Annotated in this window: 24 protein-coding genes; 7 read left to right on the top strand and 17 right to left on the bottom strand. The window is 65.8% G+C overall.

What is annotated here, in order from left to right:
* The first annotated feature begins 260 nt into the window (after positions 1-260).
* Positions 261-1,214 (top strand): nitronate monooxygenase family protein, encoded by a 954-nt coding sequence (locus BKX98_RS11020; protein ID WP_073707229.1) that lies wholly within the window; start codon positions 261-263, stop codon positions 1,212-1,214.
* On the opposite strand, the gene panC is transcribed toward BKX98_RS11020, so the two are convergent.
* The 13 genes from panC to dacB all read right to left on the bottom strand — a co-directional run bounded on the left by panC (position 1,211) and on the right by dacB (position 13,469).
* Entirely contained in the window at positions 1,211-2,077 is an 867-nt protein-coding gene (panC, locus tag BKX98_RS11015) for a pantoate--beta-alanine ligase (RefSeq protein ID WP_073707228.1), read from the bottom strand. The genes BKX98_RS11020 and panC overlap by 4 nt on opposite strands.
* A gap of 5 nt (positions 2,078-2,082) precedes the next feature.
* Positions 2,083-2,949 carry a Rossmann-like and DUF2520 domain-containing protein gene (locus BKX98_RS11010; RefSeq protein WP_038992645.1) on the bottom strand — a complete coding sequence of 289 codons (867 nt, stop codon included), beginning with the start codon at positions 2,947-2,949 and terminating at the stop codon, positions 2,083-2,085.
* A 9-nt stretch (positions 2,950-2,958) separates the two neighbouring features.
* On the bottom strand, positions 2,959-4,350 hold the full coding sequence (locus BKX98_RS11005; RefSeq protein WP_073707227.1) for a PH domain-containing protein: 1,392 nt from the start codon (positions 4,348-4,350) through the stop codon (positions 2,959-2,961).
* Positions 4,347-4,844, bottom strand: coding sequence for a PH domain-containing protein (locus BKX98_RS11000; protein ID WP_066142588.1), 498 nt, complete (start codon positions 4,842-4,844; stop codon positions 4,347-4,349). The genes BKX98_RS11005 and BKX98_RS11000 overlap by 4 nt, the downstream gene beginning before the upstream one ends.
* On the bottom strand, positions 4,813-5,274 hold the full coding sequence (locus BKX98_RS10995; protein WP_052253925.1) for a DUF3180 domain-containing protein: 462 nt from the start codon (positions 5,272-5,274) through the stop codon (positions 4,813-4,815). Before BKX98_RS10995 ends, BKX98_RS11000 begins: the two co-directional genes overlap by 32 nt.
* The gene (gene folK, locus BKX98_RS17275; RefSeq protein WP_073707226.1) at positions 5,271-6,104 is read right to left on the bottom strand and encodes a 2-amino-4-hydroxy-6-hydroxymethyldihydropteridine diphosphokinase; all 834 of its coding nucleotides are present in this window, start codon (positions 6,102-6,104) and stop codon (positions 5,271-5,273) included. The genes BKX98_RS10995 and folK overlap by 4 nt, the downstream gene beginning before the upstream one ends.
* Positions 6,091-6,993, bottom strand: a complete 903-nt coding sequence (folP, locus tag BKX98_RS10985) for a dihydropteroate synthase (RefSeq protein ID WP_073707225.1) — start codon at positions 6,991-6,993, stop codon at positions 6,091-6,093. Before folP ends, folK begins: the two co-directional genes overlap by 14 nt.
* 7 nt (positions 6,994-7,000) lie before the next feature.
* Complete coding sequence (gene folE / locus BKX98_RS10980; RefSeq protein ID WP_073707224.1) at positions 7,001-7,579, bottom strand: GTP cyclohydrolase I FolE; 579 nt, start codon at positions 7,577-7,579, stop codon at positions 7,001-7,003.
* A 9-nt stretch (positions 7,580-7,588) separates the two neighbouring features.
* A complete protein-coding gene (ftsH, locus tag BKX98_RS10975; RefSeq protein WP_038992651.1) occupies positions 7,589-9,514 on the bottom strand; it encodes an ATP-dependent zinc metalloprotease FtsH in 1,926 nt (641 codons plus the stop codon).
* Between the two features lie 107 nt (positions 9,515-9,621).
* Positions 9,622-10,173 (bottom strand): hypoxanthine phosphoribosyltransferase, encoded by a 552-nt coding sequence (gene hpt / locus BKX98_RS10970; protein WP_038992657.1) that lies wholly within the window; start codon positions 10,171-10,173, stop codon positions 9,622-9,624.
* A gap of 64 nt (positions 10,174-10,237) precedes the next feature.
* A complete protein-coding gene (gene tilS / locus BKX98_RS10965) occupies positions 10,238-11,164 on the bottom strand; it encodes a tRNA lysidine(34) synthetase TilS (RefSeq protein WP_233125349.1) in 927 nt (308 codons plus the stop codon).
* Positions 11,161-12,087: a zinc-dependent metalloprotease gene (locus tag BKX98_RS10960; RefSeq protein ID WP_073707223.1), complete on the bottom strand. Its 927-nt coding sequence runs from the start codon at positions 12,085-12,087 to the stop codon at positions 11,161-11,163. Before BKX98_RS10960 ends, tilS begins: the two co-directional genes overlap by 4 nt.
* Positions 12,088-12,104: 17 nt before the next feature.
* Positions 12,105-13,469, bottom strand: a complete 1,365-nt coding sequence (gene dacB, locus BKX98_RS10955; protein WP_073707222.1) for a D-alanyl-D-alanine carboxypeptidase/D-alanyl-D-alanine-endopeptidase — start codon at positions 13,467-13,469, stop codon at positions 12,105-12,107.
* Positions 13,470-13,566: 97 nt separating this feature from the next.
* Here dacB and BKX98_RS10950 point away from each other — a divergent pair, with 97 nt between their 5' ends.
* Entirely contained in the window at positions 13,567-14,046 is a 480-nt protein-coding gene (locus BKX98_RS10950; RefSeq protein WP_038992659.1) for an inorganic diphosphatase, read from the top strand.
* Positions 14,047-14,117: 71 nt separating this feature from the next.
* Here BKX98_RS10950 and BKX98_RS10945 read toward each other — a convergent pair whose 3' ends face one another.
* Complete coding sequence (locus BKX98_RS10945; RefSeq protein WP_073707221.1) at positions 14,118-15,326, bottom strand: DNA recombination protein RmuC; 1,209 nt, start codon at positions 15,324-15,326, stop codon at positions 14,118-14,120.
* An 83-nt stretch (positions 15,327-15,409) separates the two neighbouring features.
* Between BKX98_RS10945 and BKX98_RS10940 the strand changes: the two genes are divergently transcribed.
* Positions 15,410-16,024, top strand: a complete 615-nt coding sequence (locus tag BKX98_RS10940) for a hypothetical protein (RefSeq protein WP_073707220.1) — start codon at positions 15,410-15,412, stop codon at positions 16,022-16,024.
* A 114-nt stretch (positions 16,025-16,138) separates the two neighbouring features.
* Complete coding sequence (locus tag BKX98_RS10935; protein ID WP_073707219.1) at positions 16,139-16,789, top strand: YitT family protein; 651 nt, start codon at positions 16,139-16,141, stop codon at positions 16,787-16,789.
* Positions 16,790-16,796: 7 nt separating this feature from the next.
* Here the strand turns inward: BKX98_RS10935 and BKX98_RS10930 are convergent, their stop codons facing one another.
* Entirely contained in the window at positions 16,797-17,225 is a 429-nt protein-coding gene (locus BKX98_RS10930; protein ID WP_073707218.1) for a hypothetical protein, read from the bottom strand.
* An 87-nt stretch (positions 17,226-17,312) separates the two neighbouring features.
* On the opposite strand from BKX98_RS10930, the gene BKX98_RS10925 reads away from it, so the two are divergent.
* Together BKX98_RS10925 and BKX98_RS10920 are read left to right on the top strand one after the other, a co-directional pair.
* Positions 17,313-19,301, top strand: a complete 1,989-nt coding sequence (locus BKX98_RS10925) for a VWA domain-containing protein (RefSeq protein ID WP_073707217.1) — start codon at positions 17,313-17,315, stop codon at positions 19,299-19,301.
* Positions 19,298-20,551, top strand: coding sequence for a hypothetical protein (locus BKX98_RS10920; protein ID WP_073707216.1), 1,254 nt, complete (start codon positions 19,298-19,300; stop codon positions 20,549-20,551). The genes BKX98_RS10925 and BKX98_RS10920 overlap by 4 nt, the downstream gene beginning before the upstream one ends.
* Here the strand turns inward: BKX98_RS10920 and BKX98_RS10915 are convergent.
* Positions 20,548-21,687 (bottom strand): serine/threonine-protein kinase, encoded by a 1,140-nt coding sequence (locus BKX98_RS10915; protein WP_158024690.1) that lies wholly within the window; start codon positions 21,685-21,687, stop codon positions 20,548-20,550. The genes BKX98_RS10920 and BKX98_RS10915 overlap by 4 nt on opposite strands.
* 106 nt (positions 21,688-21,793) lie before the next feature.
* Between BKX98_RS10915 and BKX98_RS10910 the strand changes: the two genes are divergently transcribed.
* Positions 21,794-22,396: a hypothetical protein gene (locus BKX98_RS10910; protein WP_073707214.1), complete on the top strand. Its 603-nt coding sequence runs from the start codon at positions 21,794-21,796 to the stop codon at positions 22,394-22,396.
* Between the two features lie 9 nt (positions 22,397-22,405).
* On the opposite strand, the gene BKX98_RS10905 is transcribed toward BKX98_RS10910, so the two are convergent.
* Positions 22,406-23,236, bottom strand: coding sequence for an HAD family hydrolase (locus tag BKX98_RS10905; RefSeq protein ID WP_073707213.1), 831 nt, complete (start codon positions 23,234-23,236; stop codon positions 22,406-22,408).
* Positions 23,237-23,307: the final 71 nt, after the last annotated feature.

Below are 23,307 nucleotides of genomic sequence, written 5' to 3'. Positions count from 1 at the left end.
CTCTCGACACCACAACCACCAATCCTTCGATGACTGCTTCGCTCCGGAGCAACTTTTCCAACTTACCAGAGTTCCTGATCCGATCAAAATCGGCGGAAAACCTTGAGTGGAAAGTGATTGGCTGCCGGGTAAACATTCGGTAGATTCCGTGTTGTTTCCGTTCCGGCAACAGATAAAAACTATACACAGGTTCTTGGGCACTTACAAATCGAGGGGCCGCGTTCTAGGTCACATTCATATCGCTGTTCTAGTCTGGGCTCATGAGCGACCTGCAAAGACTCCTTGGATACCGTGAACCCATCTTCAATGCATCTATGGCTGGCGCGGCTGGCGGCGCCTTGGCTGCAGCTGTTTCCCACGCGGGAGGTGTAGGGATGATCGGTTCGCCTGCAACTCCCACAGCTGACTGGATTGAACAGCAAACGCAATTCGTTGAATCCCTGAGTACTCCATGGGGCGTCGGCTTCATGGCCTGGGCGCTGGAAACGGATCTCTCCCCGCTAGAGGCCTTCTTGGAGTTCGGGCCCTCGTTGGTGACCTTGAGCTTCGGCGATGTCACCCGGGGCGCGGCGGTAGCCCATGAGGCTGGAGTTCTGACCGCCATGCAGGTAGGCAACGCGGCAGATCTGGAACGCGCCATGGCTGATGACATCGACATCATCATTGCCCGTGGGGCAGAAGGTGGCGGACACGGCCGCAATGAAGCTGGAACCCTGCCGTTGCTGCAGCTGGCAACCTCCCAGCACCAGAAGCCGGTGATCGCGGCTGGCGGCATCGGCACCGCACGGGGTGTCGCCGCGGTGCTTTCAGCTGGCGCCGAAGCCGCCTGGATCGGCACCCGCTTCCTTTCGGCAACAGAAGCCAGCGGGCATGAGAACATGAAGAGCGCAGTGCGCAACGCGGGCCTGGATGGCACTATCTATACGCGTGCCTTCGATATCGCCCAGCAACTGCCGTGGGCACCGGAATTCGGCGGACGCGCACTGCGCAATGAGTTCAGCGACAAGCACGAGGACCTGTCCGGCTGGGAGCCGACGGAAGCGCTGCGCAAGCAGATGATCCACGCCCGTGCCGAAGCGCTGACGGACATCGCTCCGGTCTACGCCGGCGAGGCAGTGCAGTTCGTGGACGCTGAGCAGCCAGCCGCCGAGGTCATGCGGGAACTGTGCGGCTTCCGCCAGATCCTCGCCGATGCAGCACGGCGCTTTGCCTAGATCGGCTGGTTGTCGATCAGCCGGACATTGCCCACCTTCGCCGCGACAAGGACCAGGCCTTCTCCGGTGAAGGGGGTGTCCTGGCAGTTGAATGCCAGTTCTTGCAGGGTATCCGGGTTGACGACGACGAAGTAGTCGAGCTCCACCAGCGGTTCCATCTGGTACATTCCGATCGCATCTTCGATGTACAGCGGCTCGTTTCGTGCCGCGCGACCTGCAATCAGCTGAATCGAACGGTGCAGCACCAATGCCGCTTCCTTCTCTTCCTCGCTGAGCAATGCATTGCGGCTGGACAGCGCCAGACCCTTCTCGCTGCGCACGATCGGCACCGCACGCAGCTCTACCGGGTAATCCAGGTCGGCAACCATGCGGCGGATCAGCACCAGCTGCTGGGCATCCTTCTGGCCGAAGTAGGCGCGGTATTCGCCACGGCGCGGGTCTGCCAGGTGCAGCAGCTTGGCAACAACTGCCAGCATTCCATCGAAGTGGCCCGGGCGCGAGGCGCCTTCATACATTTCGCCCAGTGCGCCGGAGTCCAGCTTCACCAACGGCAGGCCGGCGTGGTAGATCTCGGAGGCTTCCGGGGCAAAGACGATATCCACCCCGGCAGCAGCGGCCAGCTGGACATCGGCGTCGAGCTGGCGCGGATACTTCGCGTAGTCGTTGGCATCGTTGAACTGCAGTTCATTGACGAATACTGAAATGACGACAAGTTCATTTTCTTCACGGGCTGCCTTGAACAGCGAAGCGTGGCCGCTGTGCAGGGCTCCCATGGTGGGCACGAAGCCCAGCGACCCCGGGTTGGCTGCGGCAATAGCGGCCTTCAGCTCGGCACGGGTCTTGACAATCTTCGGGGTATTCACGCTATCTATTCTAGAACTCGCAAGAGCTCTTCCAGCGTGCTCTGGGAGATCAGGCCGCGATCGGCCGCGCGCAGTGCCGTCGCCCGCGAGAGGCTCCGGTAGGAATTATTAGTTTCTGCCGGGTCGTCGGCCAACGCCTGCAGGTGCGCGGTCACGGTCCCGCGATCGCCGCGGGCCACCGGGCCGGTCAGGGCGCCGGCTCCGGAACGCAGCGCGTTATCCAGGCTCGCGTACATCAGGGCTCGCAGGGTATTGGATGGCTCTTCCACGCCGATGCGGCGCAGGATATCGGCCGATTGCGCCGTGATGGTGTTCAGGTGGTTTGCCGCATGGGCCAGGGCCGCGTGGTAGCTGACCCGGTCCTGCTCGGCGATCACCACGGGCTCTCCGCGCATCTCCACCACCAGCGCCTGGGCGACCGGCAGGATGGCCTCGTCGGCGGTGACCGCGAAGACGCAGTCGGTCAGCCGCTGCAGATCCATGCTCATCCCGGTGAAGGTCATTGCCGGGTGGATTGCCAGGCCGAAGGCACCGGCGTCCATGGCCGGCTGCAGGATCGAGGTGCCGTAGCGCCCGGCGGTGTGGGCGACCAGCTGCCCCACGGAGAAATGCCCGCCCGCGGCCAGCCCGGCCACGAGTTCGCCGAGCACATCATCGGGCACTGCAAAGAGCACCAGCTCGCTGCGGCGCAGGATTTCTGCCGGGTCCAGCAATTCCACGCCGGGCAGCAAGGCGTCGGCGCGATCGCGTGAGGCCTCCGAGACTGCATGGATGCCGGTGATCCGGTGCCCGCTGGCCGCCAGCGCCGCACCGAGCACGGTGCCTACCTTGCCGGCCGAGATGATGCCGATTCCCAAGCGTGGTGCGTCCACTTCTACCTTTCAAACCAGGCGCCGGGTCTGCGCCCGGATAAATTCTGCCGCGGTGTCCGCATCAATCTGATGCACGTATCCGGTGATGCTTCCGCCAGCACTGTGCAAGCGGACACCGGCCAGTCTACGGCCTCGCTCCCACGGCCCCTGTATCCAGCTCATGCCCTGCACCCGGTTATGCGGCACGAAACTGGCTTGGCGCGCCAGCCAGCCGTACCGGGAAATCACCGTAGTTCCGGTGGCCAGGAACCCCTGGTGCTTCCATGCCCCGGGCGATAGCGGCTTGGCGCGTTCCGGGGAGCCGATGAAACCGTGCTCGGATCCGGTGCTCACCGCCGTGGCCAGCACCTCGCGCTGGTTCTCGACGCCAAGGTCCGGCAGCAGGATCCCCATGATTCGGGCGACCGACTCGAAGTCGCCCACCGGGAGCACCTGCAGGTTGTCGGCGTCATCGCTCTTGGTGCCCAGCACGTTGACCTCCACCTTGTACCAGCCCAGCATCCGCCAGAAGAAGGGGGCCGTCACCGAAATGGCCTGGACCCGGCCGGAGGGAATGGAGTGCTGGCGGGTGTCGGCCAGACCGTAGCTGATCCGCATGCCGGTGTCCGAGGCACTGGCGGTGAAGTTCCAGCCCTGGTTCAGCTGCTTGTAGAACCAGCTGCCGAAGGCCAGCACCGAGGGCACCAGGCCGGCGATGATTCCCTCGACCCCGGAAATCCACAGCACCAGCATCGACAGGCAGGCAAGCAGGCCGATGATCACCGGCAGCTGCAGGAACAGCGAGGCGATCAGCCGACCGATGGGCACCTTGGCCATCAGCGGCGATGCTTGCATGGCAGGCTGCGGATCGGCCGGCGCGGGCGCATCTGCCGCAGCCTGTTCGGCTTCTGGGGCATGCGCGGGTCGTCCGCCGCGGGCCCGCTGGAGGATGACCTGGCGCAACGCGTGGGCGTCGGCCTTGCGCAGGAAGGAAAGGTGCAGCACCGACTCGGAGGAATCGGCCACGTCGAAGCGCAGCTCGGCAAGTCCCAGCAGCCGGGCAACCAGCGGCTGGGCGATGTCGATGCCCTGCACCTTGTCGATGCGCGCCTGCTTCTGGCTGCGGAAGAGCATCCCTGAATTCACGTACACGTGCGTGCTGGTGAGCTTGTAGCGGGTGAAGTACCAGGAAAGGAAGTAGAAGATGAGCACCACGAGCAGGGCGATGCCGGCGCCCGCGACGGTCCAGATCAGCCTGTCGCCGGAAAAGCGTTCAGCCCAGGACAGTTCGTCGGTGTTCTGCCAGTAGATGTAGACCAGGCCGATGATGGCCAGCCAGCCGTGGACGAAGGGGCTGGCCGGGTGCACCCGCTGCCATGGCTCGGCGCTGTCACCGGCGGCCTGTTCCACGGACTGGCTCATAGCATCTGCTCTTCGCCGGCGGCCACGAGCCGTTCGCGCAATTCCTGGCCTTCGCGCTCGGGCAGCCCGTAGACGTGCGCGGTGGCGCCGGTGCCTGCGGTGTTCAGCGTCAGCTGGCACAGGCCGTAGCGGCGCTCCAGCGGTCCGCTGTTGACCTCGACGTACTGCATCCGGCCGTAGGGAATGACTACCTGCTTGCGCCACATCACCCCGGAGCGGACGATGAAGTCTTCCTCGCGTTCGAGGTAGCCCAGTGCGGCGACCTGGCGGCGGATGATGCGCAAGGCCAGCAGCGCCAGCAGCAGCACCAGCAGGATCGGGGCGAGGACCAGCCACAGCGCAATGCCGGCTCCGGTTGCCGCCAGCACGGCAGGAACCAGGGAGGCCAGCAGGATCACGCCCCAGGTGATCGCCCAAGTGGTGAGCTTGACCTTGGCATAGTCCCGGTGGGCTGGGGTGAAGCTACTCGGTGACCACGGAGTCGCTGTTGCCATCGGTATCCTCCGGTGGAAGTTTGCACAGTTGCTGAACAATATACCCAATGACCACCATGAGGAGCCCGGCACCGGCCAGCACCAGGCCGCGGGTCAGGGTGGGGGTCATGCCGGTGGCCGCCCAGAGCATGATGATGGCTGGAACATGCCAGCCGGCGATGACCGCGCCGGCATAGGCCGAGGCCTGCGCCAGCACCAGAGTGCGGGCCGCGGCGATCGGCTCGAAGTCGGCCTTGCCCTGGGTGGAGCGCTTCACCCGGATCCCCAGGAACAGCACCACCGCGCAGACTGCGCCCAGCGAGTACAGCGCCGAGTAGTCGAGCACCGGCGCGTACCGGCCTGCCGAGGTGAGCAGGCGCAGCGCAATCCAGCCGGCCGCGGCTCCGAACCCGGCGCACGCAAACAGCCAGCGCAGCTTCAGCTTTGTCATAGCCGGATGATGTCTTTCGTGTCGGCGGCTTCGGCGGCCAGGCGGGAGACCAGTTGCCCCTCCAGCACCGCGTCCGGATCCATCCAGCTCCACGGGGCCAGCACGAAGCCGCGGATCGCGGCGCGCGGATGCGGCAGGGTCAGCCGCTCGTCATCCAGGCGCAGCTGGTCGTAGGCGATCAAGTCCAAATCCAGGGTGCGCGCTTCCCAGCGCACCTCGCGGGTGCGGTGGTGCTTGGCTTCGATGGACTGGCACAAATCCAGCAGCTCATGCGGCGAGAGCCGGGTGCGCACCTGGACTACCTGGTTGGTGTAGTCCGGCTGGTCCGGCGGGCCGCCAACCGGCTTGGTGATGGCCAGCGGGGAGACCTTGAGCAGCTCGGTTTCCGCACCGAGTTCCTGCACCGCGGCGGCCAGCGTGGCCTGCGGGTCGCCGAGGTTGGCGCCCAGCGCGATGATCGCGGTGTGCTGCTTCTGGTGCCGGGTCAGCGAGATCGTGACATCGCTGAACGGCACCGGGATCGGTGCCTGCGGCTTGTGCACCACCACGTCGATGGTGGCCACGGACGGGTAGGCGGCGAGGATCGCCTCGGCGATTTCGCTGCCCAGCTTCTCGATCAAGTCCCACGGGCCGGCCTTGATCTGCTCGACCACCAGCTCGCTGACTTCGCCGTAGTGCACGGTGTCCAGCACATTGTCGCTGGCTGCCGCCCGCGTGATGTCCACGTGCAGGACCACGTCGATGATGAATTCCTGGCCGTCGCGCTTCTCATGCTCGAACACGCCATGGTAGCCGGTGGCCGAAATTCCGTAGATGCTAATGCGATCCATAGGCCTGCACGACTTCGATGGCGTCGCGGCTGCCGGCGACATCGTGCACGCGCACCGCCCAGACCTTGTCGCGGGCGCCCAGCACGGTGGTGGCGGCAGTCGCCGCATCGCGTTCCAGCGGCGCCCGGCTCTTGGAGCCCTCGGCCAGCAGCTCACCCAGGAAGCGCTTGCGGCTGGTGCCGATCAGCACCCGATGGCCCAGCTCTTCGATGGCAGGGACATTGGCCAGCAGCGCCCAGTTGTGCCCGGCATCCTTGGCGAAGCCCAGTCCCGGGTCGATGATGATCTGTTCCGGGGCCACGCCCTTGGCGACGAACTCGTCGCGCAGGCCGCGCAGCTCGCCGATGACCTCTGCGACCACGTCCTGGTAGTTGGCCTCGGCGACCATGTTCTGCGCGGTGCCGCGGCGGTGCATCAGCACGTAGGGGACGCCGGTTTCAGCGATCAGCTCGGGCATGCCCTGCTCGTAGGTCAGGCCCGAGACGTCGTTGATGATGTGCGCGCCGGCTTCGATGGCCGCGCGGGCGGTGGAGACATGCATGGTGTCCACGGAGATCACCGCGCCGGCCTTCACCAGGGCTTCGATGACCGGGATGATGCGCTCCTGCTCGAGGGCTGGATCCACGTCCTTGGCGCCGGGGCGGGTGGATTCGCCGCCCACGTCGATGATGTCCGCGCCGGAGTAGAGCAGCTTCAGGCCCTGGTCGATCGCGGCATCGGTGGACAGGTACTTCCCGCCGTCCGAGAAGGAGTCCTCGGTGACGTTCAGGATGCCCATGACCAGGGTGCGGCCGCTGGGCAGGTCGGCCATCGTCTTCTTCTTGGACTTGCGGATGACGGGCAAGGGGCTGGTGTTCGGGCCGGTGCCCGGGATCGCTCCAAGCGACATGGGATTCCTACTTTCCGAGGATCAGGCTCATGGCTTCGGCACGGGTGGCAGTCTCGCGCAGCTGGCCGCGCACCGCACTGGTCACGGTCTTCGCTCCGGGCTTCTGCACCCCGCGCATGGACATGCACATGTGCTCGCATTCGACAACGACAATCGCGCCGGCCGGGCTCAGGTGCTCCACCAGCGCATCGACAATCTGGGTGGTCAGGCGTTCCTGGACCTGCGGGCGGCGGGCGTACACCTCGACCAGGCGGGCCAGCTTGGACAGGCCAGTGACCTTGCCGCCCTTGCCCGGGATGTAGCCGATATGCGCCGAACCGTAGAAGGGCACCAGGTGGTGCTCGCAGGTCGAGTAGAACGGGATGTCCTTGACCAGCACCATCTCATCGTGCTCGATGTCGAAGGTGGTGGACAGGTGGTCTGCCGGTTGCTGGTGCAGGCCGGCGAAGAACTCCGCGTAGGCCTTGGCCACCCGCTTCGGGGTGTCGACCAGGCCGTCGCGGTCGGGGTCCTCGCCGATGGCCTCCAGGATCTCGCGCACGGCTGCCGCGATCCGCGGCTGGTCAATCTCTTTCAGTTCACTCACGCTTCGATCCTAGTCGGTCGAGGAAGCTGCGCGCTCCTTGGGACTTAATATCGGGCCCTCGCTGTGCACCGGACGGGCCTCGTTGCTCAGCCAGACTTCGCGCTTCTCGCGCTTGACCAGGTCGGCGAAGATCTCCGCGATCTCCGCCTGGTTCAGGGTCTCGCGCTCCAGCAGGGCCAGGGCCAGGCGGTCGAGCACATGGCGGTTGGCGGTCAGCGCCTGGTAGGCGTCGTTGTGCGCCTGCTCGATCAGCTCGCGTACCTCCTGGTCCACGAGGTGGGCCATTTCGTCGGAGAATTCGCGGGCGGCGTTGCCCATGCCCTGCTCGGCTGCCGAGCCGGCCAGGCGCACCGCGCCGACCTTCTCGCTCATGCCGTATTCGGTGACCATCTTGCGCGCGGTGGCGGTGGCCTTCTCGATGTCGTTCGATGCTCCGGTGGACGGGTCGTGGAAGACGATCTCCTCGGCGACGCGCCCGCCCATGGCGTAGGCCATCTGGTCCAGCAGCTCGTTGCGGGTGACCGAGTACTTGTCGGATTCCGGAACCACCATGGTGTAGCCCAGCGCGCGGCCGCGCGGCAGGATGGTGATCTTGGTGACCGGTGCGGTCTGGTTCATCGCGGCGGCGACCAGCGCGTGCCCGCCCTCGTGGTAGGCGGTGACCTTGCGCTCGTGCTCGTCCATCAGCCGGGTGCGCTTCTGCGGGCCGGCCATGACGCGGTCGATGGCCTCATCCAGCGCGCGGTCGTCGATCAGGTTCGCGTTGGAGCGTGCGGTGAGCAGCGCGGCCTCGTTGAGCACGTTGGCCAAATCGGCGCCGGTGTAGCCCGGGGTCTTCTTCGCGACGGCGTTCAGATCCACGGTGGCGTCCATCGGCTTGCCCTTGGCGTGCACCGACAGGATCTGCTCGCGGCCCTTCAAGTCCGGTGCCTCCACCGGGATCTGCCGGTCGAAGCGGCCCGGGCGCAGCAGCGCCGGGTCCAGCACGTCGGGACGGTTGGTCGCGGCGATCAGGATGACGTTGGTGGTGGCGTCGAAACCGTCCATTTCGACGAGCAGCTGGTTCAGGGTCTGCTCGCGCTCGTCGTTGCCGCCGCCGATGCCGGCGCCGCGGTGGCGGCCCACCGCGTCGATTTCGTCGACGAAGATGATCGCCGGGGAGTTGTTCTTGGCCTGTTCGAACAGGTCGCGAACGCGCGAGGCGCCCACGCCGACGAACATCTCGACGAAGTCGGAGCCGGAGATCGAGTAGAACGGGACCTGGGCTTCGCCGGCCACCGCCTTGGCCAGCAGGGTCTTGCCGGTGCCCGGAGGGCCGTAGAGCAGCACGCCCTTGGGGATCTTCGCGCCCAGGGCCTGGAACTTGGCTGGCTCCTGCAGGAATTCCTTGATTTCGTGGAGTTCTTCCACTGCTTCGTCGGCGCCGGCGACGTCCTTGAAGGTCACCTGCGGCATGTCCTTGGTGATCAGCTTCGCCTTGGACTTGCCGAACTGCATGACCTTGGAGCCGCCGCCCTGCGAGCGGGCGAGGATGAACCAGAAGATGCCGGCGATCAGCAGGAACGGGATGATGATCCCGAGCATCGACAGCAGCCAGTTGCTTTCCACCGGCTGGTCGGTGAACTTGCCCAGATTGGCCTTGTTGATCTCATCGACGACCTGTTCGGCGCGGGCGGTGGAGTAGTAGAAGCTCACCGTGGTGCCCTTGTCCACGCCGTCCACCTTCAGGGCGTCGCGCAGCTTCAGGTCGACACGCTGGTCGCCATCGAACATCTTCGCTTCGGTGACATTGCCGCTGGTCAGCTGGTGCAAGCCGACGGAGGTATCCACCTTGGCAGAATTATTGCCAAAGACCATCGGCAGGAACAGCACCACTGCCACGACGCCGACCAAAACCCAAATGATCCAGCTGTTAAAAAGCTTCTTCGTTTTCATTGATCCGCCAGGCCCCGCGCCTGGCGCATCCCCCTCACGCACTGCTCTGGCGTCCGGGTCACGCCACCTTCGATACTTCTCAACGCCCCAATGGCGCGAAAAGTTCCCTACTGATAAATGTGCGGGGCCAAGGTGCCCACGCAATCCAGGTTGCGGTACTTTTCCGCGTAGTCCAGGCCGTAGCCCACGACGAATTCGTTCGGGATGTCCATGCCGACGTACTTGACGTCGATTTCCACCTTGGCGGCCTCGGGCTTGCGCAGCAGGGTGCAGATTTCCACCGATGCCGGGCCGCGGGATTCCAGGTTGGACTTCAGCCAGGACAAGGTCAGGCCGGAGTCGATGATGTCCTCGACGATCAGCACGTGCTTGCCCATCAAGTCGGAGTCCAGGTCCTTGAGGATGCGCACCACACCGGAGGACTGGGTACCCGAACCGTAGGAGGACACTGCCATCCAGTCCATGGTCAGGTGGGAGTTCAGCGCGCGGACCAGGTCGGCCATGATCATCACGGCGCCCTTGAGCACACCTACCACGAGGATGTCGCGGCCCTCGTAGTCCTTGTCGATCTGCGCGGCGAGTTCCTCCACGCGGGCCTGGATTTCTTCCTTGGTGTACAGAACGTGCGCAAGATCGGCTTTGACTGCATTGGAATCCACGAGAATTCTCCTGATTCTAGAGGTGTGGTACTTACCTAGAGTGCCACATTTGGCGGATTGTTGTTTAGCCGGTTGTGGTGAAAACTATCACCGATTGCCGGCGGAAGGCGCTGATCGCGCCATCGAGCTGCACCGGACCAGCCGATTTGGACTTGGGGACGCCGAATCCGGCCAGCGCGCAGAGCGCCGCTGTTCGCTCATGGCCCACATTCCGGGCACCGGATTCCATGGCGGCCAGGCGTAATACTCGCGAGCTGACGGCCACCGGCAGCTTGGCCAGTTCCGCGATCCGCAACCCATGCTCCGCCTTGGCCGCCTGCGCCCAGGAATCCAGTGCCTGGGCATCGGCGGCAGCCAGGCTGGCGGTGCGCGCCAGGGCTTCGGGCAGGTGCTCGCCGAGTTCCGCGCGCAGCAAGGGCAAGATCCGGTGGCGGATGAGATTGCGCCGGTAGCCGGTGTCCGTGTTGCTCGGATCTTCCCAGAAGTCCAGGCCCGCCTCCCGGCAGATCTGCTCGGTCTGCTCCCGGGACAGTTCCAGCAGGGGCCGCCGGTAGGGTCCGCGGCTGGCCGGGATGCCTGCCAGCGAACGGGTACCCGATCCGCGCAGCAATCCGAGCAGCACCTGCTCGGCCTGGTCGTCGCGGGTATGCGCGAGCATCAGCGTCTGCGCGTTGTGCTGGACGAGGGCCTCCTCGAAGGCCCGGTATCTGGCCTTGCGCGCCGAATCCTCATCTTTCGAGGTCTCGACTCGGATCACCTGCACCGGATCCAGCCCCAGCTCGCGGCACTGCGCGGCGGCGTGCTCGGCCACCTCGGCGCTGCCGGCCTGCAGGCCGTGGTCGATGACCACCGCGCCGAAGGAACCAGGCAGCGTCGCCGCGGCAATGGCCAGGGCCAGCGAGTCGGCACCGCCGGAGACCCCGATCAGGTTCAGCCCCGGCGCGCAGCTGGCCTGGATCGCGCCGCGGGCGAGGTGCAGGGCGCGGCTCATCGGGTGCGGGCCAGCCAGCGTTCGGGGTGGTCGAGTTCCTCGGAGCTGGGGAACAGCTCGCGGGCGGTGAAGATCTCGTTGAAGCCTTCATAGCCGATCTCATCGACGATATGACGCACGAATTTCGCCCCGCGCTTGTACTGCAGCGCCTTGGCATCCAGGCCCAGCAGCTTGCCCAGCAGGATCGCCACGGCCGAGCGGTTCTCGCCGCGGGCTTCGAAGCGGCGGCGGATGGTCTTGATGCTGCGGATCGAGGTGACATCGTTCATCACCACCATGGCGTGCCCCTCCAGCACCGACATGATGCTGGTCAGCTCGGAAACCTCGGACTTCATGGATTTCAGGCGTTCGCCCAGTGCGCCCATGGAATTGGTAGTGCCGGCCAGCGGCTCGAAGGCCTCGGCCAGCGTCTGCTTCATGACCTCGGGAATCCAGGGGGCATGCTCGAATTGCAGGCGGTGGGTCTGCTCATGGGTGGCGATCCACAGGTAGAAGTCGCGGGCGTTGACGTTAAGTTCGCCGCGGATCTGGGTGATGGTCGGGGCATTGAGCAGCAGCCGGGGTCCGACGAACGGATCGAATTGGCCCAGCACCCGGGTGCCGAGCACCGAGAGCACCGCGCCGAGTTCGGCGCCGGCGATCAGCGGTACCGCGCCGGGGACATCCTGGCGCATTGACGGGAGCATGGCCGCGAAGTTCTGGCTGACGGCCTTGGCCCAGCCTGAGCGGTCAACCACCAGGGTCTGCGCTGGCGCAGTCGAGGCCAGCCTGGAGACCTTCTCGGCCTCCACCAGGCCTTCGCCGGCGGCGATGCGCAGTTCCTCGACGATCCGGGCGGCATCCTGGGCCTGGATCCTCGGCCCGGCGGGCATCAGGGTTTTCGCGGCCTTGGCCGCCAGCTTCCAATCGACGAACTGGTTCATTTACTGCTCCTGAGCTTTCAGCTCCGGCAGCCACAACCGCGGATGGCGGTGACTGCAGAGTCAATGGTTGGCTTGTGGGGTGCGAGTGCTCCGTTGGGCTGGTTTGCGTAGATCGAGAAGGCGAGCAGGCGCCCGTCTTCGGTCATGGTCATGCCGGTCAGCGTGGCCACGCCGGTCAGCGAACCGGTCTTGGCACGGACCAGGCCAAGTGTCGCGGCACCGTCCAGGCGGTGCATCAGGGTGCCGTTGTAGCCGGAGACCGGCAGCGAATAGACGAGCTCGCGCAATTCCGGCTTGCCGCTGGTGGCCGCCGAGCGCAGCACTGCGGTCAGCGCGGCGGGCGAAATCTGGTTCTTGGCGGCCAGGCCGCTGGCGTCCACCAGCGAAAGGCCACTCGCCCCGTGCTCGGCGGCTACCGCGGCGACGGCGGCTCCCGCCTGCTCGGCGGGCATCTGGCGCTTGAGCGCGACCAGCCGTCCCATGGTTTCGGCGATGTAGTTATCCGAGACCAGCAGCATGTGCTTGACGACATCACGCAGCGGCGCGGATTTCACCTCGGTGATCTGCTCGCCGCCGGCATAGGGTCCGCGGCCGCCCTCGGTCACCGTGATGCGCTCGCCCAGAGCCCGGGCGAAGACCTTGCGGACCTGCTGGGCGGCGTCGGACTGGTAGGCGGTGCTGGTGCTCTGCCCGGCACGCCCGGCGTAGTGCGCTATCGGGTAGACCTCGCCAATATTGTTCGAGGTGAACAACGACTTGTCCCAGTCCGGGTTGCTGTGCGCGTCGCCGAACAGCGAGTCGTCCAGCCACAGCTCGACCTCGCTGATCCCGCGTTTTTCAAGCTCATCGGCGGTCTGCTTGGCCAAGGTCGCCAGTCCTGCATAGCCCTTGGGGTGCGCCGGGTCGGATTCCCCGTCGCCCAGCAGCACATCGCCCCCGCCGCGCAGGATCAGCGTTCCGCCATCGAGCAGCACGCTGGTGGACAGCTGGGTGCCTCCGCCCAGGGCGTCGAGGGCGGCGATGGCGGTGGCGACCTTCAGGCTGGAGGCCGGGGTGCCGTTTGCGGCGGCATTCTTGTCATACAGGACGTTGCCCGTGGCGACGTCCACCACTTGGGCGCTGAAGGAGGTCCGGTCGGGCTTGTCGGCAAGGATGGCGTCCAGCTTCGCGGCGAGGATCCCGGGGTCCGGCTGCACGGCTTCGGGGTCCAGATCCCGCACGGCGACTGGGGATGGCGCGGCCAGCTGCGCGCTAGCCGGGGTGTAGGAAGCTTCGGGCTCCCCGGTGAAGAATCGCGGGGCCAGGAGCATCGCGACGACGACTGCAACCACGGCAACAATCGCCACCCCCAGCGTTATGGCGCGTCGGGCGGCAGTGTTCATATGGTTACATTCCTCTCGCAGTTTTATCCATCAGGCGCAATGGGGCGATACCCTTATTAGCGGATATCCCTAAGACTAGTTTAGGAGTGTGCTTTTCATGAGCCACGACGTGACCATCGAGATCCCTACCGGATCGCGCGTCAAGTACGAGATCGACCACGAGACCCACCGCCTGCGCCTGGATCGCGTGCTGTTCACCTCGATGCAGTACCCAACCCACTACGGCTACTTCGACGATACCTTGGGCGAAGATGGCGATCCATTGGATGCCATGGTCTACCTCCCGGGTGTCGACCTGATCCCAGGCGTTGTCGTGGAAGCCCGCCCGATTGGCGTCTTCAACATGACCGACGATGGCGGTGGCGATGCCAAGCTGCTGTGCGTTCCTGCCGACAAGCGCTTTGACCACATCAAGGAACTTGAAGACATCGACGAATGGCTGATCAAGGAGATCGAGCACTTCTTCACCCGCTACAAGGACCTGGAGCCAGGCAAGTGGGTCAAGGCAGAGGGGTGGGAAGGCCGCGAGGCTGCCGAAGCCGAGCTGGCTCGCTCCATCGAGCGCTTCAAGGCCTAGTCGCTGGACTTGAGCTGGATTGGCGGCGATCCCCATGCGGGGGTCGCCGCCATTGCTTTTTCCGGGTGGCCTTATGCCTCGGGCAGCAGCGAGCTGAGCACGTCGTCCTGCGCGGCAACTTCCAGGGTCTGCACGTCCTTGAGCTTGCGCTCCACCGCCCGGGTCCGGGTGCCGGCATCGCGCACCGTGTTCTGCGCCGTGGCCAGCTGCTTGCCCAGCTTGTCCCAAACATCTCCGTACTTGCGGAATTCTTCCTTGGCTGCCGAGAGCACCTGCCACACTTCGCTGCTGCGCTTCTCGATGGCCAGGGTGCGGAAGCCCATTTGCAGCGAGTTCAGCAGGCTCATCAGGGTGGTCGGCCCGGTGACCAGCACCCGGTGCTCGGTCTGCAGCTTGCTGGCCAGCCCCGGGCTGCGCACCACCTCGGCGAACAGGCCTTCGGTGGGCAGGTACATGATGGCGAAGTCGGTGCTGTACGGCGGGGCGATGTACTTGCTGGAGATCAGCTTGGCCTGTTCGAGGATTGCCCGGTCCAGCGCCTTGCCGGCCGCGGCGATGGCCGCCTTGTCTTCGTGCTCCTGGGCATCGAGCAGGCGCTCGTAGTCTTCCTGAGGCAGCTTGGAGTCGATCGGCAGGTAAATCGTTCCGGCGTCCCGGCCGGGAAGGATCACCGCGAACTCGACAACCTCGCGGCTGCCAGGGACCACCGCCACGTTCTGCTCGTACTGCTCTGCGGTGAGGATGTCTTCCAGCTGTCGGGCCAGCTGCACTTCTCCCCAGGACCCGCGGCTCTTCACGTTGGTAAGCACGCGTTTGAGCCCGCCGACATCCTGGGCCAGGGACTGCATTTCACCCAGACCCTTCTGGACCATTTCCAGCCGCCTGCTGACCAGTTCGAAGGAATCCCCGAGCCGCTTCTCCAGGGTTCCCTGCAGCTTCTCGTCTACCGTTTCGCGCATCTTCTCGAGCTTGGCTTCATTGCCGGCGCGCAGCTTTTCCATTTCCTGCTGGAGCAGCACCTGGACCTGCAGATGGCGGTTCGCATTGGCTTCGGCCATCGCGGTCAGCTTGGCGTCGAGCTCGGTGCGCACCTCGCCCATGCCCTGGCGCAGTTCGGTGCGCTGGGTTCCCAGTTCCTGCCTCAGCTCCGCATTTCCAGCACGCACCGCGTCCTGGACCTGGGTGCCTTCCGAGCCCGAAGTCCTGCGAATCAGCAGCAGAGCAACACATGCCGTTGCAAGAATATTGAGGATGACGAGGACAAAAACCGCGATAATCATGAGCACCTAGCCAAGATCTGTCGAGCGAACCATTACCCCAGTCCTATCAGCGGACACCGACAGTTTGGGGACATAATGGGTTCATGCACATTCTGGTCACCGGTTTCGAGCCCTTCGGCAATGACGCATTCAATGCCAGCGGCGAGGCGGTCCGCCAGCTGCCAGCTCGACTTGGCGAGCACGAGGTGACCACCGCGATCCTGCCGGTGTCCTTCGCGGCCTCCGGGCAGGTCCTTGCGTCGTTGCTGGCCGAGCATCAGCCCGATGCGCTGATTTGCGTTGGCGAGGCCGGGGGCCGAGCCGCGATTACTCCGGAGCGCTGGGCGGTCAACGAGGATCATGCGCGCATTCCAGACAATGATGGAGAGCAGCCTCGCTCAACAGCGATCAGGGAGAACGCCCCGACGCGAGTGGAGGCGAGCATCAATCCAACGGCGGCCGCCCAGGCCCTGCTGGCCGCCGGCCTTGAGGCCAGCGTGTCCGAGGACGCCGGGCGTTTCGTCTGCAATCACGTTGCCTATGTGGCCTATTCCCAGCCGGTCCCGGCATTGTTCATTCACGTTCCTGCACTGCGCCCGCCAGGCATCCGGGCCACGGTAGGCGCCGAAACCGATGCAACGGCTATCCAGCAGCAGCGCTCAGGCCTGAGCGAGCTGCCACAGGCGCTGGGCATCGCGATACTGGGTGCACTGGGCTGAGTTGGCCCACTTTTCAACGACGCTTTGCCCTTCGTTAACTGGCACCGGGAATATGACCAACTGATACCTGCGGATTACTGTGGCGGTTCGGCGCGAGGCTAGCCTTGAATCATCATGACACTGCACAATCTCACCCCGCTCGATCAGCTGCGCGCCGGGAAGCTCCCGCTGCGCCTGGCAAATCTGTTCATCGGCCTGATGCTTTTTGCGCTGGCCATGGCGCTGCTGATCCGCGCCCAGCTCGGCGTGGACCCATGGGATGTGCTGCACCTGGGCCTGGCCAACCACATTCCGCTGTCGCTGGGAACCATCGTGATACTTGTCGGCGTCGTGGTGTTGCTGGCGTGGATTCCGCTGAAGCAGTGGCCGGGGCTGGGGACCATCGCCAATGTGCTGCTTATCGGGCTCGGCCTAGATTTCTTCCTCTGGCTCATCCCCGATGTCCATGGCCTGGGCTGGCAGATCCTGACCCTGGTGGGCGCCATAGTCATCAATGGACTGGGCGGCGCACTGTACATCGGCTGCCATTTCGGGCCCGGGCCGCGCGATGGCCTGATGACCGGGCTGCATCTGCGCACCGGCAAATCGATCCGCCTGCTGCGCACGATCATCGAGGTGTGCGTACTGGGGATCGGCTGGCTGCTCGGCGGTCCGGTGGGCGTGGGCACGGTGGCCTATGCGCTGCTAATCGGCCCCGCCACGCAGTTCTTCTTCCGTTACACCACGGTGCGCCTGGACGCGCAGCGCGCGACCGCGGGCGTCTGAGGGGCGCTTAGCGTGCGGCCCGCTCCAGCACTTCGGCCAGCTGTTCGTGGCCACGGGCCCGGGCGAGCCCTGCCATCTCTGCGAGCACTTCCGGGCTGCCCACCGACCGCAGGTACTCGCTGGCCGCCGCACCCTCCCCCGCTTCCGCCGATCCACGGGTGGCAGTGGCGGCATCGAGCAGCTCGGCCTGCTGGAGCACCGCCTGCAAATCCGCTTCGTCGGATCGGGCTTCGAGCATCATGAGCCGCCCAAGCACCGCCGGATTGCCGATCTTGATCCGCTTGGCTCCCATCAGCTGCGAAAGCATCGGCGCGGAGAGACCCAGCACCTGGGCCAGCGAGCGCTGGGACAAGGCATACTTTTCCATCACGTGCCCGAAACGCTCCGCCAGGGGGGCGCCATACAGCCTCCGCTGCTGTTCGATAGGACTGTCCATGGAAACAATTTTCGCACGGGGGTTTGCAATTGCAAACAAATGGCATATATTTGCAACTGCAAACATCACCGCCGGAAGGAAAGCCTGATGCTTCGCCGACATCTACTCGCACCGCTCTTGGCAGTGTTGCTGGCCGCCGTGCCGCTGGCCGCAACCCACGCCGATGAGCAAACCACCACCGAACCAGTGGTCGTCGTCATGGACTATTCCAGCTCCATGCTGGAAAAGGACGCCGACGCCAAAGGCACCAAGCGGATCGACGCCGCCAAGACCGCGGCCAAGAGCCTGATTGCCAGTTCCCCGGAAGATGCCACGATGGGCCTGGTCGTCTACGGCTCGAAGTCCCCGGGCAAATGCGACGACATCACCACCGTGCAGAAACCGGGCGCCGTGGACAAGAAGAAACTGTCCAAGAAAATCGATGAGCTCAAGGCCGTGGGAGAAACCCCGATCGGCGCCTCGCTGCTCCATGCGGCCAAGGACCTGGAAGGCATCGAAGGGCCAAAGTCGATCATCCTGGTCTCCGACGGCGAAGAGAACTGCGACAAGCCGCCGGCCTGCGAGGCCGCCAAGGACCTGGCCGGACAGGGCATCGCCCTGACCGTGCACACCATCGGATTCAAGGTCAACGACAAGGCCCGCCAGCAGCTCGAATGCATTTCCGAGACCACCGGCGGAAGCTACGTGGACGTCGACGACGCGCAGTCGCTGGAAGAGGAGCTGACCAGCCGCACGCTGCGCGCCTTCCAGGGATACTCCACGGCCGGCACGCCCATCGAGGGCGGCGCCCGCCTGCACGAGGCGCCGCTGATGGTCCCCGGCCAGTACCTCGACGAGCTGGAGAAGGGTGAAACCGACAGCTGGAACTCGAACGACGGCACGACCAAGTACTACAAGATCGGCCCGCTGCAGCCCGGGCAGTATGCTCATTTCTCCGCAACCATGATCCCCGAGCAGAAGATCGACGCGGATGACGACGACCCGGCGAAGGTCATCGTCGAACTGGTCAACGGCCAGGGCTCGCAGTGCTCCTCGGGCGACAGCTACACGGTGGGCAGCGACGAGCTCGGCCGTCCGCTGGCCGCCTACACCCGCAGCCCCGAGTTCGTCCAGGACTCCAGCTACGGCTGCTTCGCCGACGGCACCGGCGAGCTGTTCGCCAAGGTCACCCGCGAGGGCTCGCTGTTCCACGAGGACCCGATGGCCGTGGAGCTGCGCTATGTGCTGGAGCCTGCGGTGGACGCCGCGCTGCTTGGCGCCCCGGCAAGCGAGGAGGACAAGCCGCAGTCGGTCACCCTCACCGGAACGCCAGAGCCGGTCCTCGGCGGCTCGAGCTTCAACGACGCGCTGCCGGTGAAGTCCGGCACGATCTACGCCGACTCGGTGCTCAGCAGCGAGGCACGATATTACAAGGTCCACGTGGGCAACGGCCAGAAGCTCAATCTCCGGCTGACCAGCGGGAACAACGAGGATGCCAGCGCCCAGGCCGTGACCATGGGCGTCTACTCCCCGGTGCGGGACGGCGTGGACATGCTCGGCACCGGCCGGCTCCACGAGAGCACCTCCGGGGAAACGATCACCCGGTCCATGCGCACCGCGGTGGACCAGTCGAACTATGACAGCTACATCGGCCGGTCGAACTACCTGGCCGGCGACTACTATGTGGTCATCTACTCGGACACCTGGATGCAAAAGGCCAACGGCGTGCCCTATGACTACGAGCTGGCCGTCGACGTGACCGGCACCGAGAAGGAGTTCGCCGGTGCCGCCCCGATCTTCGAGGCCAGCGAGATGCCCTCCGCCTCGCCCGAGGCCGGTGCCACGGAATCGGAAACCGCCACTGAAGCGGAAGCCGCCCCTGCATCATCGGCCGCCCCTTCCCCGTCCGAAAGCGAACCGCAGGCCGAAACCGCCCCGGCAGCCTCCTCGGCACCGTTGTGGCCCTGGTTCACCGGCGGCCTGGTGGGCACCGCCGCCCTGCTGGGCGCGGGAACCTTCCTCTTCCGAAACCGGGCCACGACCGCCCATGAGCACTCCGACGACATCGACCCGACCGTGCCAGGAGGCCGACCATGAGAATCCTTGCCACCCTGCTTTGTGCCGGACTTGCCCTGTCGCCGGCCGCTGGCGCGCTGGCTTCCGAAGCGGAACTCCCCCTGCATGAACCGGTCGGCCAGCAGATCGACGGCGCACAGGACCAGGCATCGGCCCCGCAGCTGGAGGCCGGCCAGTGGGTCGACGAGCTGCCGACCACCGGCGACGACTCAGCGCTGTATTACCGGCTGCCGCAGATTGCCGACGGCGAACGGCTGCACGTGAGCGCGCAGCTGGTAGTCGATCCATCGCAGCAGCCCACCAGCCAGGAGAGCACCGAACTATCGGCCGCGCTGGTGCAGGCCAACGGGGACTGGTGCGACAGGGGCAGCAATTCCACCTCGCGCCGCAACATCGACAACCTTCCGCTGGTGGCACTGGACTCCCAACCGAAGAAGGCCGAGGGCTACTCGCGCTGCCTGGACCAGAACAACGACGAACTGTACCTGTCCCTGCAGCGCGATGGGCGCTGGCAGGATGATGCGCAGCTGCCGGTGCAGATCACCGTCGTGGTGCAGCCGGCCCTGGATCCTGCCACGCTCACCGGCACCACCCCAGGTGATCTGCCGCCGGTGTCGGTCACGCTGGATGCCGAGCCGCAGGCAGTATCCGGCGGCAGCGGCTTCTCCACCGCGGCCGAACTGTCCTCCGGCGCCGCCTACTCGGACTCGGTGCTCCCCAATGAGGTGAAGTACTACAAGGTCCATGTGGCGCAGGGGCAACGGCTGAATTACCGGATGACCGTGCTCGACTCCCCCAATGCCAGCGCCAAGGAACTGGTCACCGGCACCTACAACCCGCTGCTGCAAAATGGCATCATGACCGGCACCGCCAAGCAGGAACTATCTGCAGACGATGCCGGCGCCTCGCTGACCCGCAGCCTGGCCACGACGGTGTCCCGCGACCTGCAGGTCGACGGCTCGCATCCGAAGCTGGGCTATCCGGGGGACTACTACATCACCGTGGCCGGCACAGCCTATGAGCCGCGCGGGCTGAACCCGCTGAACTTCGAGCTGGCCATCGAGGTTACCGGTGAGGCCACCGGCACCGATGGCTGGGAACCGGCGGCCCAGGCAGAATCCGGCGGCACTGCGGCGGGATCCGGCAGCTGGCTGCCGGGCAGCGCGCAGCTCGGCGCCCTGGCCGGCGGCGCGGCCGTGGCCCTGGCCGGCTACGCAGGCCTGTGGTTCTGGCGCCGGCGTGCCCAGGCAGCGGGCAAGCAGCGCGCCTAGCCTCCGGGCGGCCAGGCGGCCTCCACGCCAGCCACTGCGGCTGCCGCGGAGGCCTTTGCCGCGTCCGGCGACTGGCCGAAGACGAGCCACAACGAGAGGGCACCGAGCACCAAGGCCAGCAGCAGGGCGATCCACGGCAGCAGCTGGACCGCGGAGCGCGGACCGTCTCGGGAAGGCTTCGGGGCCGGCGCTGGTGCTGGTTCAGCAGCGGGTTGCGTCCTGGATTGCGCCACGGGTCTCGTCTCGGATGGCACCGCTGGTCGCGTCTCGGTGCCAGATGGCTGAGGTGCGTCCTGGGTTAGCTGCGGCGCGAAGTGGTCGAAGACCTCCAGGCGTTCTCCGGAGGCGACCTCGTAGCCGTCCTTGCGGCGCAACCCGGCCAGCGAGTGCGGCGCCCGGGCGGCGGCGGCACTGCGTTGCCGCGGATCACGGGAGAGCAGTCCGTCGAGCACTTCCTCGAGCTCCTTCTCGGCGCAGAAGCCGCCGGCGCGGCACCGTTCGGCCAGCGCATCGCCGCGCAGCTGCGGGTGCAGCAGCTGCACCGCCAGCACGCCCAGCGCATAGAGGTCCTGGAAGGGCTCGGGCTGGTGCCCGCCGGTAAGTTCGGGGGCAATGAACCCCGCGGTGCCCACCACCACGCCGTGCTCGGTCAGCCGCGGCTCGTCGCGGTGCGTGGCGATCCCGAAGTCGGCCAGGCGCACCACCGGCACCCCGTCGCCGGTGGATTCGAGCAGGACATTGGCGGGCTTGACATCGCGGTGCACCCAGCCGGATTCGTGCACATGGGACAGCCCTTCCAGCAGCTGCACCAGGATCTCGGCCACCAGCGGCGCGGAGAAGGCCCCGTAATCCTGCATTGCGGTATGCAGGTTGCCGCCGCGCATCAGCTCAGTGGCGATGACCACCCGGTCATCGACGGCAGCCCAGCCGTAGGGGGTGAGCAGGTGCGGGTGGTCGAATTTCACGCCCTGCTCGCGCACGAAGCGCAGGATCTCGCCGCTGTAGCTCTGCCGCATCACCTTGGCGGCGCATTGCTGGCCGCGCTGCAGGTCGCGGGCGAGCCACACGGTCCCAGAGCCGCCCCGGGCGATCTGCTCGATGAGTTCGAACCGCCCCGCAATGATTTCGCCCGCCACCAACGCTCCTTCGAAGTTTCCGGTACCAGCTTAGCGGGGCACGCCGCAGAGCGTCACTTCCTGCATTTGCAGGACAAATGCCTCCGGCACAGGCAATACTTGAAGCATGTTTGTCGTTGCGCTCAGCCCCCGGCCCCGCTCGGTCACCGATGTTGCCGCCGCCAGCGAGCAGCTGTGGCACCAGCTGGAGCAGGTCGGCTCGCACGCGCCGTTCACCGCGCTCAGCGGCCAGCTGCTGCTCGGGGTGCCTGATGGCCCCGATGCTGCAGTGGACGCGCTGCTGCGCGCGGCACGGCTGAACTTCTGCAATATCGGTTTGGGCATCGGCAGCCTGTATGAGCCGGTGCCCGTGGAGGCCGACCTGGTCGAAGGCAAGGCGGTGCGGCGCGCGCTCGGCGCCCTGGAAGCCGCCAGCCACCGTGGCGAAAGGGTCCCGATCTGCGTGTCCTCGGGCAACGACGAGATGGACGGCGAGCTCGAAGGCCTGCTGCGCATGCTCGGGCATTGGATCCGCACCCGCACCGAGGCCGAATGGGCGGTTGTCGACCTGCTCACCCCCGGGGTGCGCGGGCAGCAGAAAGCCGTCGCCGAGATCCTGGGGATCACCCCGCAGGCGGTCTCCGCGGCGATCGTGCGCTCGGGCTACAACGACGAGCTGGGTGCGCGGGCGGCGATCGCCCGCCTGCTGGAGTACACCGACCAGCTGTAGCAGCTGCGGCTATTCGCCGAGCAGTCCTTCCAGGACGATGGCCAGGCCATCGGCGTCAACGTGTTCGGTGACCTCGTCCGCGGCGTCCTTGACCTCATCCGGGGCCTGGCCCATGGCCACGCCGTGGCCGGCCCACTGGAGCATCTCGATGTCATTGCGCCCGTCGCCGACGGCCAGCGTGTCATCGGCGTGGAAATCCAGGACGGCGCGCAAGCGCTCCAGCCCACTGGCCTTGGTGGTGCCGTCGGCTGCAATATCCAGCCAGGCGGTCCAGCCCACCGAGTAGGTCACCCCGGAGAGCCCCAGGCTCTGCACTGCATGCCCGAATTCCTCTGCGGTGTTGTCGGTGGAGAAGACCACCACGCGCACTGCCTTGCTGTTCACCAGCTCGCCGAAATCCACCACCTTGCTCTCGGCGCCGAAGCTCATGTCGCCGAAGGTCTCGCTGGAAAGGAACTCACCGCGCTCGTTTTCCAGGGCGTACTTGGCAGTGGGGAGCTGTTCGCGCAGCGCGGTGAGCGCTGTCGAGGGGTCGAAGATCTCGCGGTGCAGGATCTCGACGCCGTCCTTTGACACCTTTGCGAGCACCCCGCCGTTGCTGACCACGACGTAGCCGTGGTCGATGCCCAGTTCTTCCATGATGGGCAGGGCCGCACCCAGGGAGCGGCCGGTGGAGATAATCACTTCGTGGCCCTGGGCCACAACCGCCCGCGCGGCGTCGCGCACGCGCTGGCTCATTTCGCCCTGGTGGTTGACGATGGTGCCGTCCACGTCAAGGCAAATCATCAATTTTTGCTTGGTCAGCCGGTCGTCGTTGCCGAGCTTAGTCATAACAGTCATGGCTCAAGTTAACCACCAGCGCAGGTATTTGGCGATGACCCAAGGCACAGCTACGGGTGAACAGCCGGTTA

Source organism: Glutamicibacter sp. 0426 (assembly GCF_001906485.1).
In the GTDB taxonomy this organism is placed as follows: domain Bacteria; phylum Actinomycetota; class Actinomycetes; order Actinomycetales; family Micrococcaceae; genus Glutamicibacter; species Glutamicibacter nicotianae.
The sequence above is the reverse complement of the archived record's forward strand: the minus strand, read 5'-3'. Positions and strand labels throughout refer to the sequence as shown.